Origin of the sequence: Fontisubflavum oceani (genome assembly GCF_030407165.1) — a bacterium.
GTDB classification, from domain to species: Bacteria; Pseudomonadota; Alphaproteobacteria; order Rhodobacterales; family Rhodobacteraceae; genus Rhodophyticola; species Rhodophyticola oceani.
In genome coordinates, this window is sequence record NZ_CP129111.1 from 2,211,276 (window position 1) to 2,225,906 (window position 14,631).

The 14,631-nt window shown below is 60.1% G+C and carries 13 protein-coding genes and 1 pseudogene; 4 read left to right on the forward strand and 10 right to left on the reverse strand.

The window, feature by feature from the left end:
- Positions 1-97 precede the first annotated feature (97 nt).
- On the reverse strand, positions 98-1,090 hold the full coding sequence (locus tag QTA57_RS11315) for a LysR family transcriptional regulator (RefSeq protein WP_290151517.1): 993 nt from the start codon (positions 1,088-1,090) through the stop codon (positions 98-100).
- On the opposite strand from QTA57_RS11315, the gene QTA57_RS11320 reads away from it, so the two are divergent.
- Together QTA57_RS11320 and QTA57_RS11325 are read left to right on the forward strand one after the other, a co-directional pair.
- On the forward strand, positions 1,089-2,540 hold the full coding sequence (locus QTA57_RS11320) for an aldehyde dehydrogenase family protein (RefSeq protein ID WP_290151518.1): 1,452 nt from the start codon (positions 1,089-1,091) through the stop codon (positions 2,538-2,540). The genes QTA57_RS11315 and QTA57_RS11320 overlap by 2 nt on opposite strands.
- Positions 2,540-3,511: a membrane dipeptidase gene (locus tag QTA57_RS11325; RefSeq protein ID WP_290151519.1), complete on the forward strand. Its 972-nt coding sequence runs from the start codon at positions 2,540-2,542 to the stop codon at positions 3,509-3,511. Before QTA57_RS11320 ends, QTA57_RS11325 begins: the two co-directional genes overlap by 1 nt.
- A 225-nt stretch (positions 3,512-3,736) precedes the next feature.
- Here QTA57_RS11325 and QTA57_RS11330 read toward each other — a convergent pair whose 3' ends face one another.
- From QTA57_RS11330 to QTA57_RS18705, 6 genes and pseudogenes are all read right to left on the reverse strand, one after another.
- Positions 3,737-4,702 (reverse strand): ABC transporter substrate-binding protein, encoded by a 966-nt coding sequence (locus QTA57_RS11330; protein WP_330696802.1) that lies wholly within the window; start codon positions 4,700-4,702, stop codon positions 3,737-3,739.
- Entirely contained in the window at positions 4,591-5,289 is a 699-nt protein-coding gene (locus QTA57_RS11335; RefSeq protein WP_290151520.1) for an ABC transporter substrate-binding protein, read from the reverse strand. Before QTA57_RS11335 ends, QTA57_RS11330 begins: the two co-directional genes overlap by 112 nt.
- A 197-nt stretch (positions 5,290-5,486) precedes the next feature.
- On the reverse strand, positions 5,487-6,119 hold the full coding sequence (locus QTA57_RS11340; RefSeq protein WP_290151521.1) for a GntR family transcriptional regulator: 633 nt from the start codon (positions 6,117-6,119) through the stop codon (positions 5,487-5,489).
- A gap of 440 nt (positions 6,120-6,559) precedes the next feature.
- On the reverse strand, positions 6,560-7,528 hold the full coding sequence (locus QTA57_RS11345; protein WP_290151522.1) for an ABC transporter ATP-binding protein: 969 nt from the start codon (positions 7,526-7,528) through the stop codon (positions 6,560-6,562).
- Positions 7,525-7,947, reverse strand: coding sequence for an oligopeptide/dipeptide ABC transporter ATP-binding protein (locus QTA57_RS18700; protein ID WP_456237565.1), 423 nt, complete (start codon positions 7,945-7,947; stop codon positions 7,525-7,527). The genes QTA57_RS11345 and QTA57_RS18700 overlap by 4 nt, the downstream gene beginning before the upstream one ends.
- Positions 7,930-8,606, reverse strand: a pseudogene (locus tag QTA57_RS18705) (ATP-binding cassette domain-containing protein); the annotation flags it as partial. The gene QTA57_RS18700 and the pseudogene QTA57_RS18705, both read right to left, overlap by 18 nt.
- 378 nt (positions 8,607-8,984) lie before the next feature.
- Between QTA57_RS18705 and QTA57_RS11360 the strand changes: the two are divergent.
- Together QTA57_RS11360 and QTA57_RS11365 are read left to right on the forward strand one after the other, a co-directional pair.
- On the forward strand, positions 8,985-9,959 hold the full coding sequence (locus tag QTA57_RS11360; protein ID WP_145207935.1) for an ABC transporter permease: 975 nt from the start codon (positions 8,985-8,987) through the stop codon (positions 9,957-9,959).
- Positions 9,960-9,972: 13 nt separating this feature from the next.
- Positions 9,973-10,911: an ABC transporter permease gene (locus tag QTA57_RS11365; RefSeq protein WP_171558770.1), complete on the forward strand. Its 939-nt coding sequence runs from the start codon at positions 9,973-9,975 to the stop codon at positions 10,909-10,911.
- On the opposite strand, the gene QTA57_RS11370 is transcribed toward QTA57_RS11365, so the two are convergent.
- The 3 genes from QTA57_RS11370 to QTA57_RS11380 are packed head-to-tail and all read right to left on the reverse strand — an operon-like array spanning position 10,908 to position 14,619.
- Entirely contained in the window at positions 10,908-11,678 is a 771-nt protein-coding gene (locus QTA57_RS11370) for an ABC transporter ATP-binding protein (protein WP_290151524.1), read from the reverse strand. The genes QTA57_RS11365 and QTA57_RS11370 overlap by 4 nt on opposite strands.
- A complete protein-coding gene (locus QTA57_RS11375; RefSeq protein ID WP_290151525.1) occupies positions 11,627-12,802 on the reverse strand; it encodes an ABC transporter ATP-binding protein in 1,176 nt (391 codons plus the stop codon). The genes QTA57_RS11370 and QTA57_RS11375 overlap by 52 nt, the downstream gene beginning before the upstream one ends.
- Positions 12,799-14,619 carry an ABC transporter ATP-binding protein gene (locus tag QTA57_RS11380; RefSeq protein ID WP_290151527.1) on the reverse strand — a complete coding sequence of 607 codons (1,821 nt, stop codon included), beginning with the start codon at positions 14,617-14,619 and terminating at the stop codon, positions 12,799-12,801. The genes QTA57_RS11375 and QTA57_RS11380 overlap by 4 nt, the downstream gene beginning before the upstream one ends.
- Positions 14,620-14,631 lie beyond the last annotated feature (12 nt).

Below are 14,631 nucleotides of genomic sequence, written 5' to 3' on the forward strand. Positions count from 1 at the left end.
GCGGTTTCTTTAAGGCAAATGCGAATCTATTGAGTATATTTCAGAATTTCTGAAAGTGGAGGTGCCGCCCAGCCCGCTTTAGACGATGCAGAGCCGCTCAGCCGCATTGGGTCATCTCTTGCACAGTCTTTATGATGCCCGTCTCAACCAGGGTTTCGGCGGGGGATTGAGACGCGCCGGCTTTGCGCAGGATTTGAATCTGCCGCACTGCGTCCGGGTCTTCGAGGGGGCGAAAGACCAGATCATCTGGCCGTGTGGTCCAAACGGCCATCTCGGGCAGGATCGTCACACCGATATTGGCGCGGACCATCGCAAGGATCGAGGTTAGGTTATGCGCCGAAAGATTGGCGCGCCGGTGCAGGTCTTTCGACTCAGGATGTGCAATTCCCGCAGACAGGCTGTTCGAGATCAGGCGGGTGGCTTGCAGATCCGACCAGGACACCGGGGATGTCTCTGCCGCAAGCGGGTGGTCGGGGGAGGTCACGACGCCGAACGGATCCGTCATCAGGGGGAGGCTACTTAGGCCCATGCCGGTATCGCTGCTTGTGGCGATCCCGATATCGACCCGACCCCAGAAAAGCTCCTGCAGGACAGAGGTCGAATCCATGTCGCGCACCTCTAGATGGATCGACTCGAGGGCATGCAAGTGCTGCGCGTAGAAGCGGGGCATCACGGTTCCTGCGACGGATGGGACCACGGCCAAGCGGACATGCCCCTGCCGACCGTGGGCAAAGTCTTGGATCGCTTTGACGGTCATGTCGAAATGCTGCAATTCGCGTTCGGCTTGCTCCAGAACATAAGCACCGACCGACGTAAGCTTGTTCTTCCGGTCTTTCTCAAAAAGCGGCTGACCAAGGTGCTCTTCAAATTGCTTAAGAGTCATCGAGACGGCTGAAGGCGTTTTGGATAGCAAATCCGCCCCGTCGCGAAGGGTGCCACTACGCGCGACTGCCGAGAGGCAGCGGAACATTTCGATCTTCAGCGCCATTTCAATATATCTGAAATTAGTTTCACTTATTTTAGTTTGAATGAAGGGACGGCAAGTGTCAATACGATTGCGAACCAGACCATTTGCGAGGCGATATAACATGACCGAGGTACAGCGAAATCTGATTGCGGGCGAATGGCAGACGGGTGAGGGCGAGATTGAGAATATCAACCCATCGGATCTGAGCGATTGCGTCGGAGTCTTCGCGCAGGCCAGCGGGGATCAGCTTGAGGCGACACTGGATCGGGCGCATGCGGCGCAGATCGAATGGGCCAGCTATCCGATGGAGCGCAAGCAGGCGGTCTTGATGTCGATCGGCAATGAGTTGATGGCGCGGGCCGAAGAGCTTGGCACGCTTCTGAGCCGGGAAGAGGGCAAGCCGCTGGCTGAGGGCAAAGGCGAGGTTTACCGGGCCGGGCAGTTTTTCACCTATTACGCCGCCGAATGTCTGCGCCAGTTGGGCGAGAATGCGGACAGCGTACGCGCTGGCGTCGAAGTGGATATCCGCCGTGAACCCGTCGGCACCGTGGCAATCATCAGCCCCTGGAACTTCCCCACCGCCACCGCGTCTTGGAAAATCGCGCCCGCGCTTTGCTATGGCAATGCGGTCGTGTGGAAACCGGCCAATGTCACGCCGGCCTCCGCCGTGGCGCTGACCGAGATCATCGACCGTCAGGACATCCCCAAAGGCCTGTTCAGCCTGGTCATGGGCGCAGGCCGGACGATCGGCCAGCGGCTGGTCGAAAGCCCCAAAATCAACGCGATCAGCTTCACCGGCTCGGTGCCGGTCGGACGCGGGATCGCGGCGGCGGCGGTGCAGAATTTCACCAAGATTCAGGCCGAAATGGGCTCCAAGAACGCGCTAGCGGTGATGGACGATGCCGATCTCGATCTGGCTGTGTCGCTTGCGCTTGGCGGGGCCTTTGGCGGGTCCGGGCAGAAATGCACGGCGTCTTCGCGTCTCGTGGTCCATGCCGGTATCCATGACGCCTTTGTCGAAAAGCTCGTGATCGGCGCGCAGGCGATGAAGGTCGGCCATGCGCTCGAAGACGGCGTGCAGATGGGCCCGATCGTCAGCGAACAGCAGCTGACTGAGAATCTCGCCTATGTCGACCTAGGCCAATCCGAAGGGGCCGAGCTGGCCTGCGGCGGTGTCAGGCTCGATATGCCACATCAAGGTTTCTACATGAGCCCCGGCGTGTTCCTGAACACCACCAACGATATGCGCATCAATCGCGAAGAGATGTTCGCGCCGCTGACCAGCGTCATCAAGGTCGGCAGCTATGATGAGGCGCTGGCCACGGTCAACGATACTAATTTCGGCCTGACCTCCGGCATCGTGACGCAAAACCTTGCCCGCGCCACACATTTCCGGCGGAACGCGCGAACGGGCGTGGTCACCGTGAACCTGCCGACCGCAGGCACCGACTACCACGTGCCTTTCGGCGGGCGGGGCGACAGCTCCTACGGGCCGCGCGAACAGGGCAAGGCGGCGGCAGAGTTCTACACCACCGTCAAGACGGCCTATATCTCTGCCGGAGCACCGGTCTGATGCGGATCGACAATCTGCAATACGCGAACTGGTCGGAGAAGATCTTCCGGCAACTCCGCGAAGGTGGCGTAGACGCGATCCATGTCACCGTCGCCTATCATGAGAACTTCCGCGAAACGGTTCTGAATTTCGAGAAATGGAACCGCTGGTTCGAGCAGTTTCCCGATCTGATCATGAAGGGCAAATGGGCCAGCGATATCGACATTGCGCGGGACACGGGGCGCACGGCGGTGTTCTTTGGGTTCCAGAACCCATCGCCGATTGAGGACGACATCGGTCTGGTCGAAATCCTGCACGACCTCGGCGCGCGCTTCATGCAACTGACCTATAACAACCAGTCTCTGCTCGCGACGGGTTGTTATGAGGCTGAAGATGGCGGCATCACGCGGATGGGCCGCCAGGTCATCAAGGAGATGAACCGGGTTGGTCTGGTGATCGACATGAGCCATTCGGGCGACCGCTCCACCATCGAAGCGGCGGATATTTCGGACCGTCCCATCGCGATCACCCATGCCAACCCGTATGACTGGGCGGCCGCCTTGCGGAACAAGAAACCCGACGTGATCCGCGCCGTGACGGAAAACGGCGGGATGTTGGGGTTTTCGGTCTATCCGCATCACCTGAAAGACAAATCCGACTGCACGCTTGAAAGCTTCTGCGAGATGGTGGCGCGCACGGCTGAGACCTATGGCGCCGAACATCTCGGGATCGGCACAGATCTTTGCCAGGATCAGCCCGACAGCATTGTGGAATGGATGCGTGTGGGGCGCTGGACCAAAGAGATCGACTACGGCGAAGGCTCCGCCACAGCGCCCGGGTTTCCACCCATGCCGCATTGGTTCCGCGACAATCGCGACTTCGGCAACATCGAAGCCGGGCTGCGCGCAACAGGTCTGAGCGAGGCTGAGGTCGCCGGGATCATGGGGGGCAATTGGTACCGGTTCTATGAGGAAAACTTCACCCCTGGATAAGGAATGACCAGCTTAGGGACATGATCGAGCCGCACTGGCGACGTGAGTACTTCCCCGGAGGTCATCCTGGCGCAACTGGAGCATAGTAGGCTGCCCCTTGTGAGTATCTGTTTGCGATCATCAGAACTCGGCCAAATGCCGGGCTGATTTGGTCCCCAAAAAAGAAAGGTGCCAGGTCCGAAGACCTGACACCCATCCGTCGCAAGCGACAGGGAGAACGCTTGCTCAGTTCAGACCGGCGTCGAACAGATAGACTTTTTCGTCTGGACGCGGGGTCCAGTCGATCCGGTTGCTGACGCCGTAAAAGTCCGGCTGGAAGTAGAGGTGCAGCCACGGGCCATCGTCGTAGAAGACCTGCAGCATCTCATCGACGATCTGACGGGTTTCTTCTTCGGTCTCTGCCGCAGCGATGTCGGCCCAACGGTCGAACCAGCGCGGATCATCCCAATGGGTGTAGTTCGTGCCCGCATCGACGGCGGCCAGATCGGTCATGTCGTAGAGCGGGCTCCACAGAGCGCCCCCGGACCCGATGAAGTAGAGCGGGCCGGCGTTCCGTTCACGGATGATCGGAATATAGACACTGGACCATTCCATGATCTGCAGATCGACATCCAGGCCCACATCTTCGAGGTATTGCGCAATGGCCTGCACGACATTGGCATCGTTCAGATAGCGCCCCTGGCCAGCCTGGAAAGCGATGGAGAAACGTGTGCCATCGTCCCCGCGCGGCCAGCCCGCTTCGTCCAAAAGCCGCTCTGCGGTTTCGGGATCATAGGGGTAGGGCTCAAGGCTCTGGTTCGCATTTGGCGGGTTCACGATACCGGTCATCCGCTCACATTCGAAGTTGAGCAACTGGCTGCAGATGGCGGGCACATTGACCGCATATTGCAGGGCACGGCGCACCGCCGGGTCTTGGATGGCATCGCCACCGGGCTCCATCGCCATGCTGTCGCTGAGGTTGAAGCCGACATACATCCGCCGGGTGCCCTGGATCGGGTTCACCTCGGCTGCACCGCTGGCATTGATGACATCCATCTGGTCCGGTGCCACATTGGTGATGATATCCACATTGCCCGCCATCAGCTCGGCGGAGCGGGTGGAGGCTTCGGGAATGAACCGCCAGATGATACGCTCGAACCCAACATCCGCGCCTTCGACGGCCTCCAGAACGACCTCGATCCGCGCCGCCAGTCGGCCAGACGATAGGGGCCCGAGCCAATCGGGTTACCCGACGCTTCATCGAGGGTCATCGCCTCATAGCTGTCCATGCAGTGGATGAAGACCTCCGCGATCAGACCAAAGGCGATGGGGTTCGGCGCACCGATGTTGATCTGTACCCGCAGATCATCCAACGCCTCGGCACTTTGGAAATCAATCGAGCTGAACACAAAGCCGGGGGTGTTGCCGGTGAAGGCATTTTCCGGGTCAGCGGCGCGGTTGAAGGAATAGGCGGCATCCTCGGCGGTCAACGCCTCCCCATCATGACAGGTCAGGCCCTCGTTCAACGTGTAGACATATGCCATCCCATCGTCGGAGATCTCCAGCGTATTGGCCAAGTCAGGGCGGGCGACGCCGTCGCCGCCCATGGTGAAGAGGGTGCCGAAGATATGCCGCGCGATATTCGAGTTGTCGCGCGAAGAAATCGGGGCCGGGTCGAGTGTTGTGATATCCGCGCTCAGACCGACGACAATCGTGTCATCAGCGGGCTGCGCATAGGCCCCCGTCATCAGCGCGACGCTGGCAGCACCGGCTGCAAGCAAGTGGTGTAGTCTTGGCATTGGCTTTCCTTTCACCTGTTGGATGGTCTTCGGTGGACTGTTTTTTGATTTTCTGAACAACGTTTCTTCAGTCCGGGTTTCGGCAACCTCGAAGCTATCCAAGCCGCGCCAAGCGCGTTTTTCAGGTCTTCGCGGTCACAAGGCTTCGACAATGGTCGCCGGGTCAAAGGCGGCCAGAATGCGGGTATGGTCAGAGATCAGCTTGATGGCGCGCTCGGCGTCGCCATCGGCCAGGGCGTCCACAATCGGGGGTGGTTGCCCGCGACCTCATCGAGATTACGTTCGTCACGGTTGCGCAGCGCCATGATCTGGTGAATGCGGAGATAGAGGTTCTTCCACGAAGCCAAGAGCAGGTCATGATCGGCCAGAACGATCAAGGCATGGTGAAAGGCCTCGTCGGCGGCAACCAGCGCTTCAAAATCATCGGCCGCCGCTGCTGCGGTCATCGCGTCGCAATGTTCGCGCAGTAAATCCAAGGGCGCGCCGTTTTCCAAAATCCGACGCACTGCCATCACCTCGAATACTTCCCGCAGAGAATAGGTTTCGGCCACCTCGCGCGCGGTTAGCGGTTTCACCCGCTTGCCCTTATAGGCGATGGTTTCAACCAGCCCGTCATTCTCCAGAATCTGGATCGCCTCGCGGATCGGCGCGCGGGAGACGTTCATTTGCTCGGCAAGGGCGGTTTCAACCAAACCCGTCCCGGGCCGCAAGCGCCCACTCAAGATCGCGCTGCGCAATCGGTCCGCCACTTGAACGCGCAGGGGCACGTTTTCGATTGGCGCAATGTCATGGGGCATCGGGTCGGCAAGGGCAGGTTTTGCGGTCGTCATAAGGTCGCTCCTCCTAGGAAATCACTATCGGCCCGTTGGTGTGTCTGAGCGGATGGCATCTCAACAAGACGCCCAACAGGAAGGTGGCGATACTTAAAGGAGCGGGGCGTCGATCTTGCAACATCAATCGGCAAGGCGCAGGTCGATTGGATACAACCCGTGGCATTTGTCGCATCGTCGCCATGCAGGTTTGATGTTGTGTAATGTCGACAATCCATAAGTGGACAATGCAGCGTGGCTTCGCGTGTTGTCAAGCTTTCTTGGGGAATGTGCGCTTGAGAACGCGTAAAGCGGTGTTTTCCGGGGTTCGTCGACCGTATTGAGGTGCCCAACCAGCGGCGTTTTGCACGCCACTCGGTCATGCTTTGCGAACGTTGAAAGAGCCGCGCGCGGCAAATCACGGCTACTACCGGGAATCGGACCCGCCTCGACTGTCTAAGTCAGGTGGTGTGAATACACGCGCTTGCGTGCCCGTCCCCTACGGATTTCAACTCCGGCACGACCTTTGCGCATTCAGCCGTCGCAAGCGGGCAGCGGGTTCTGAAGACGCAGCCCGATGGCGGGTTGATCGGGCTTGGGATGTCGCCTTTTAACACTGTCCTGGAGCGGCGCTTGCCCGGTTCGGGGATCGGCACGGCCGACAGCAGGGCCTGGGTGTAGGGATGGTTGGGCCGGGCGTAGAGATCCGCCGCCGAGGCAATTTCCATCACCCGGCCCAGATACATCACAATCACCCGGTCGCAGATATGTTCCACGACGCCCAGATCATGGGCGATGAACAACATCGTCAGATCGAGATCGTTTTTCAGATCTTCCAAGAGGTTGATCACCTGCGCCTGGATCGACACGTCCAGCGCCGAGACCGGTTCATCGGCAACGATGAACTCCGGCTCGACCGCGAGCGCCCGGGCAATTCCGATCCGCTGGCGCTGCCCGCCGGAAAACTCGTGCGGGAAGCGGGCGAGGTGATCCCGCGATAGCCCGACTTTTTCCAGCAAGGCGGCGGCGCGATCCTCATGTTCCGAGGCGGCTCCGATTTTGTGCAGTTTCAAGGGGTGGGTCAGCACCTCGCGCACCTTCTCGCGGGGGTTCAGGCTGGCATAAGGGTCCTGAAAGATGATCTGCATCCGCTTGCGATAGGCCCGCATCTCGGACGCGTTCAGCCCCATCACATCGGCGCCGCTAAAACGCACCTCGCCACTGGTAGCGTGTTCCAGCCGCAAGATCGTGCGCCCGACGGTGGTTTTGCCCGACCCGCTTTCGCCGACAAGGCCCACGACTTCGCCCGCGTTGATGTCGAATGAGACGTCATCGACGGCTTTCACATTGTTGACCACGCGTTGCAGCACGCCGCCATGGATCGGGAAGTATTTGCGCAGCTTGTCGACTTGGAGGAGTGGCATCGTCATGACGCGCGCCTTTCGCTCAAATTCAGCTCACGCCAGCGGATGCAGCGGATCATGTGGCCATCGCTGGCGCTTTCTAAGATGGGTGGCGCAGTTTTGCAGACCTCCGTGGCAAAGGCGCAGCGTGGATGGAAGCGGCAGCCTTCGGGCAGGCTGGTCAGGGCAGGGACCGTGCCCGGGATCGCCTCCAACCGTGTCTTGTTGATCGACGATCCAAGGCGCGGGATCGAGTTCATCAGGCCCGCCGTGTAGGGCATGCGCGGGTTGCGGAAAATGTCCTCCACCCCGCCGGTTTCCACCACTTGCGCGGCATACATGACGACGACCCGGTCCGCGACCTCGGCCACCACGCCCAGATCGTGGGTGATGAAGATGATCGCCATGCCAAGTTTCTGTTGCAGGTCCTGCATCAACTCCAGCATCTGCGCCTGAATGGTCACATCCAGCGCGGTGGTCGGCTCATCAGCGATCAGAATCCGTGGCTCGCAGGCCAGCGCCATGGCGATCATCGCGCGTTGGCGCATACCGCCCGACATCTCATGGGGATAGTTGTCGACCCGGGTCGTCGGCTCGGGGATGCCGACCAGTTCCAGCATCTCGATCGCGCGGGCGCGGGCCTTTGCTTTCGACAGGTTTTGGTGCCGAATGACCATTTCTGCGATCTGCTGGCCCACGTGTGAACCGGGTTCAGGCTGGTCATCGGCTCCTGAAAGATCATGCCGATCTCTTTGCCGCGGATCTCGCGCATCTCGGTATCGCTGAGCGTGGTGATCTCGCGCCCGTTCAGCTTGATACTGCCACCAGAAACACGACCCACATCTTTGGGCAGAAGGCCCATGATCGACAGGCTTGTGACCGATTTTCCCGATCCGCTTTCGCCAACAATGGCCAGGGTCTCGCCCGCATGGACCTCAAAGCTCACGCCATCCACCGCCCGGACCGACAGAGTCTTGGTGAGGTCGAACGTGGTTTGCAGGTCTCGCACCTCCAGCAATGGTGTCGCGGAGGAGGCTCGTCTTTCGTCAGGCTGCATCGCGTGTCTTTCCTTGTGGCAGGCCAGTGGTCCAGTCGCCGTACCCATTGAGGCCTGGCGCTGCCGCCGCCGATCTGTCTCTTATGTGATCTGCACCCTTTTTCATCACCTGTGCCCCTTGGCGCTCAGCCTGTACCAAACTCGACAGTTCCGTCCCCGTTTTCTCGATTTGCATGCTTGACGCATCGGGAGCCACATGGTTTGGTTGTTCTACTGTCGACAATCTATAACCTACCTTGGGAGAACATCGAATTGATTGTCAAGCATCCCAAGGCGGTGTCGATGGAAAAGACGGGGAGAGGGGCGATGCGACGACCCAAATCGAGCAAGATGGATGGTCTTTTAAGCATCATGCACCGCCGGTTGGCGCGGCCCGCCGGTCGTCTTTTCCCATGAACCTTCCGAACTGTTAGAGGGCGCCGCCGCATGTGGACATTTTTGGCAAGACGCCTTTTGCAAAGCATCGTTGTGCTGATCGGCGTCACATTGATTAGCTTCATCTCGCTCCAGATTGGCGGTGATCCGACCTATCTGTTCGTGTCCGAGAACGCGAGCACCGAAGAGATCGAGGCGGCGCGGCGCGCGCTTGGCTTCGACCGGCCGCTGCACATTCAATACCTGAGCTATATCTGGAACGCCCTGCAGGGCGATTTTGGCAATTCGCTCAGCTATCGCCAGCCCGCGATGGATGTGGTGATGGAGGCGATGCCCGCCACGATCGAGTTGACGTTTTTCTCGCTGGTTTTGGCCATTGGCCTGTCCATTCCGCTTGGCATCTATGCCGCGCTCAATCGCGGCAAGCCCGCTGATGGCGGCATCATGACCTTTGCGATGCTGGGCCAATCGATCCCGAATTTCTGGATGGGGATCATGATGATCATGTTCTTCGGTCTCTATCTGCGCTGGTTCCCGATCTCGGGCCATGTGCCGTTTCTGGAGCCGTTGTTCGAAGGCGATTTTGCGACCGCGTTTCGCAATCTGCCGCAGTCGATGTACTATATGATCATGCCGGCCTTGGCGGTGGGTACCTATACGCTCGCCCGGAATGCGCGGCTGATCCGCTCGTCCATGTTGGAGGTGTTGCAGCAGGATTATGTCCGCACCGCACGCTCCAAAGGCATCTCTGAGCGCCGGGTGGTGATCCATCACGCGATGCGCAACGCTTGGTTGCCGGTGGTCACCATGATCGGCCTGGAGTTTGGCTTCCTGCTCGGCGGTGTGGTCGTGGTCGAGACGGTGTTCTCTTACCCCGGCATTGGTCGTTTGGTGTTCAATGCGATCAACCAGCGGGACATTCCGGTGGTGCAAGCCTCTGTCATCTTGCTGGCGGTGATTTTCATTCTCCTCAATCTGATCGTCGATCTGATCTATGCGCGGCTTGATCCGCGCGTGAAACTCTAAAGGCGCGCGCGACATGGCCGATACAACACCCGCTCCAAGTTCCGCCTCGACCCAGGCCGTCGGCGGCATGGCGTCGTCCTACCGTCGCCGAGAGCTGCGCCGGGCGTTTCAAAGCATGGTGACCAGCCGTTGGGCGCTGGTCGGCATGTTGATCCTCTTGGTGGTGACATTCGTTGCGATTTTCGGGCCTTGGCTCGCGCCGTTCGACCCAAATCGTCAAAACATCATGATGCGCCTGCTTGAGCCGGGGCAGCCGGGGGCAGGGGACCTGACCTATTGGCTGGGTTCGGACCAGTTGGGCCGGGATGTGCTGTCGCGCCTGCTCTATGGCGCGCGCGTGTCACTGCTGGTGGGCGTCGCGGCCATCGTTGTCGGCGGCACTTTGGGCACCATCGCGGGGCTTGTCTCCGGCTATTTCGGCGGCTGGATCGACGATGTGATCATGCGGCTTGGCGACATCCAACTGGCTTTTCCGTTCATCCTTCTGGCGATCATGTTCCTGGTGGTGCTCGGGCCGGGGCTGGTCAACATCATCCTGGTTCTTGGGATCGGGCAATGGATCACCTATGCCCGGATTGTGCGCGCGCAAACGCTCTCCTTGCGAGAAAAGGAATATGTCGAGGCCGCGCGCGCGATGGGAGACAGCACGTTTTCAATCCTGTTTCGCACGATCCTGCCCAATATCATCGCGCCGCTGACTGTTATCGCCTCGTTCAACGTCGCCGGCGTGATCCTGTCCGAGGCGGCGCTGTCCTTCCTCGGGCTCGGCGTGCCACCCGATGTGCCGACCTGGGGCAGCATGTTGTCGGAAAGCCGTGACCATCTGTTGTCGAACAAATGGTGGCTGGCGGTGTTCCCGGGCCTCGCCATCGTGTTCACAGTTCTGGCCTTCAACATCATCGGCGATTGGCTACGCGATTTCCTCGATCCGCGGCTGAAAGAGAACGGCTAGGATTTCTGCGGCGCGCGGGGGTCGATCTCCGCCCCCGACAGGTCGTCGAACGAAGCATAGTTCACGCTATAGAGCTGCGCATAAAGCCCGCCATGGGCCATCAGCTCGTCATGATTGCCTTGTTCCAGCACCTCACCGGCTTGCAGCACAATGATCTTATCGGCATCGCGGATCGTCGCCAGGCGATGCGCGATCACCAATCCGGTGCGCCCAGTCAGGAGCGTCACCAGAGCCTTCTGGATCAACATCTCCGTATAGCTGTCGATGCTGGCCGTCGCTTCATCCAGCACCAGAATCCGCGCATCGGCGACCAAGGCTCGGGCGAAGCTGATCAGCTGCCGCTGACCAAGGGATAGGGTTCCGCCGCGTTCGCCAATCACGGTCTCATACCCTTGCGGCAGGGCCGTGATGAACTCATGCGCCCCGACGGCTTTGGCCGCTTCGATCACATCCTCTGCGGTTGCGTCTGTTTTGTTGTAGCGGATGTTCTCCATCACCGTGCCGCTGAACAGATAGGGTTCCTGCAACACCATGGCGATCTCGCGCCCAAGCGAGGCTTGCGTCACCTCGCGCACATCCCGACCGCCGACCAAAACCTGCCCGCCTTGCACATCATAGAACCGGTTCAGCAACGACATCGCGCTGGACTTGCCTGACCCGGTCGGGCCGACCAGCGCCACCGTCTCGCCCGGGTTCACGGTGAAGCTGACGGATTTCAGAACTGGCGTGTCCGGCACATAGCCAAAGGTGACATCGCGAAACTCCACGCGGCCATCCATGTCATGCGGAAGTCGATGGCATTGGGCGCGTCTTTGATATCGACGCGCACATCGAGCACGTCGATCAACCGCTGCCCCGAGGCCATGGCGCGTTGCATCACCGAATACTGCATCGTCAGCGATCGGATCGGGTCGAAAAACCGTTGGATGTAGAACAGGAAGGCGACCATCACGCCGACCTCCAGTTGCTGACCCAGCACCATGGAACCGCCAACCACAACCACGACCGCCATGGCGATACCGGTCAGGCTATCGACGATTGGCACCATCACCTGCGCGTATTTCGACGCGGTGCGATGGGCCCGCAGCGTCGCTTGCGCCTTGTCGTCATAAAGCGCGAAATTCACGGGCTGACGATCCATGCTTTGCACGGTGCGCACGCCGTGGATCGCCTCGGCCAAAGCGCCATTGGTGACCGAGTTCGCCTCATGTGCCGCCATGAATGCGGCCCGGGCCCGGGGGAGCCAGATCACACGGACCAAAAACAGCACCGGTAACACGCAAAGGGTCAACAGACCCAGTTGCACATTCAGCCACAGCATCGAGACGATGATCCCGAAGAGCAGCACGATATCACCGACCGACAGCACCGAGGTTTCAAGAAACTCCTGCATCGCGTTCACATCGCCTTGCAGGCGTGACATCAGGCGGCCGACCTCGGTCTTGTCCATGAAGCTGAGCGAGACATCCTGCAGATGCCCGAACATCGCGGTGCGGATATCGAACAGCACGTTTTCGGCAGCTTTCCCGACGACGCTTTCCTGCACCCACGCGGCGACAAAGTTCAGCCCGATGGCCAGCCCGAAGGCAATCATCGCCGCCAGCAGGGCCGCTTGGCCCGCAGCATCGCCGGTGAGGCCGTTATCAATGGCATGGCGGATGATCAGCGGGATGGCCAGTTGGGTGCCCGTGAAGACCAGAACCGCGATGATCGAGATCACCAATTGCCGCTTATAGGGGCGTACAAACTGCCAGATTCGCATCACGATGTTGCGGTCGAACACCCGGCCGAACATCTCTTCCTCAATCCGGTGCGAGCCGACAACGGCGCGGGGCGGACGGCGGCCATTGTCGCGAACATCGCCGCGTTCGACTTCCAGTTCTTCGCTCATGACGCGGGCTCCTCTGGTCGAATTTGCAGGTCATGCAGCGCGCGGTATCGCCCGCCAAGCGCCAGAAGCTCGGCATGGTTGCCCTGCTCAACGATCTGACCATTCTCGATGAACAGAATCCGATCCGCATGCATCAGCGAGTTGAGCCGATGCGCCACGATGATGGTGACCCGGTCGCTGGCCTGCGCCTGGATCGTGGTTCTGATCCGCTGTTCCGTGCCGGCATCGACGGCGGCGGTGCTGTCGTCGAAAATCAACACGGACGGGCGCAGCATAAGGGTGCGGGCGATGGTCATCCGCTGCCGTTGCCCACCCGAAAGCGACGCACCGCGTTCACCCACAACTGTCTCATATCCCGATGGCAGCGTCGCGATGAACTGATCCAATTGCGCCGAGGCGCTGGCATCGGCGATCCGTGAAGGCGGCGCCCAGGGGTCGCCATAGGCGATGTTGTTCTCCAGGCTGGTGGTGAACAAAAACGCGTCCTGCTGCACCACAACCACTTCGCGGCGGAGCGATTGTAACGTCACATCGCGGATGTCCTGGCCATCAATGGTGATCCGACCCTGGCTCACGTCATAAAAACGCGGGATCAGATGCGCGATGGTGGATTTCCCACTGCCAGGCGGACCGATCAAGCCGATGGTTTCGCCGCGCTTGGCGGTGAAGCTCAGCCCCTGAAGCGTCGGGGACGTGGCGGCGGGGTAGGTGAAGCCGACATTGTCGAACCGCAATTCGCCCGCACTGATCTCCAGGTCTGGCGCTTCCGGCGCGTCGGTGATGGCCAGGTCGAGATCCAAGAGGGCAAAGATCCGCTCGCCACAGGTCGCGGTCCTGGCGAAGGAATTTACCAGCATTCCCAACTGCCGCACCGGCATTTGCAGGATCGTCATGAAGGTCAGGAACGAGGCCAAGGTACCCACGGTGATCTCACCTGCGACGACCTTGCCGCTTCCGACCCAAAGCACCAGCCCCATCGCGGCGAGGAAGGAAAAGGTCATCATCGAGGTATTGCGGACGCGGATATCGACCCGGTCATGGGCCAATTCAAGGGCGCTTTCCGAGGCATCGGCATATTTCGCCATTTCATGCGGCTTGGCCGCGAAGGCGCGGACCACGCGGATGCCGCCGAGGTTTTCCTCCATCACGCGGCTCAGCACCGAGAGACGGTTTTGCAACTCCAACCAGGTGCTGCGGAGTTTCAACTGCGTGACCGAGGAGCGCCAGGTAACAAAGGGCACGAAGCTCAACGCCAGAAGGCCAAGCACGAGATCGGTCGAGAGCAGGAGATAACCGCCAATGCCGATCAGCATGCTCAACAGAACGATCCGGACCAAACCGGTGGAAAAGAACATCCGCACGCCTTCGAGATCGAGCATCCCAAGCGTGATCAGATCGCCGGAATGCATCCGGTCATGAAACCCAAAGCTCAAGCGTTGGATTTTCTCATAATAGGCCAGCCGCAGCATGTAGCCGACATTGTGGCCGACGCTTTCGCTGAAATAGTTCTGGAACACGGTGAAGAGGCCGCGCGCGACCCAGACTGCCAGGACCAGCCAAGCCGTGGTCCAAAGCGCCGCTGTCGCGGCCTCCGCCCCCGCCGGGTCGGAGACCAGGGCCTGGGTTTGATCCACCGCGCGCCCCAAGAGGATCGGCACCAGCAATTGCAGCGCCGAGGCGATCACGGTGGAGCCAAGAGCGATTGCGACCATCCAGGGTGTCTTGAGCGCCAGCCGGGTGACCCGCTTGATCGTGTTGAACCCGCTTTTCCAACTGACCGTGTCCGTTGGGCGCATTATTTCGGTGGCGGTCGCCATGAACGTCTTCCC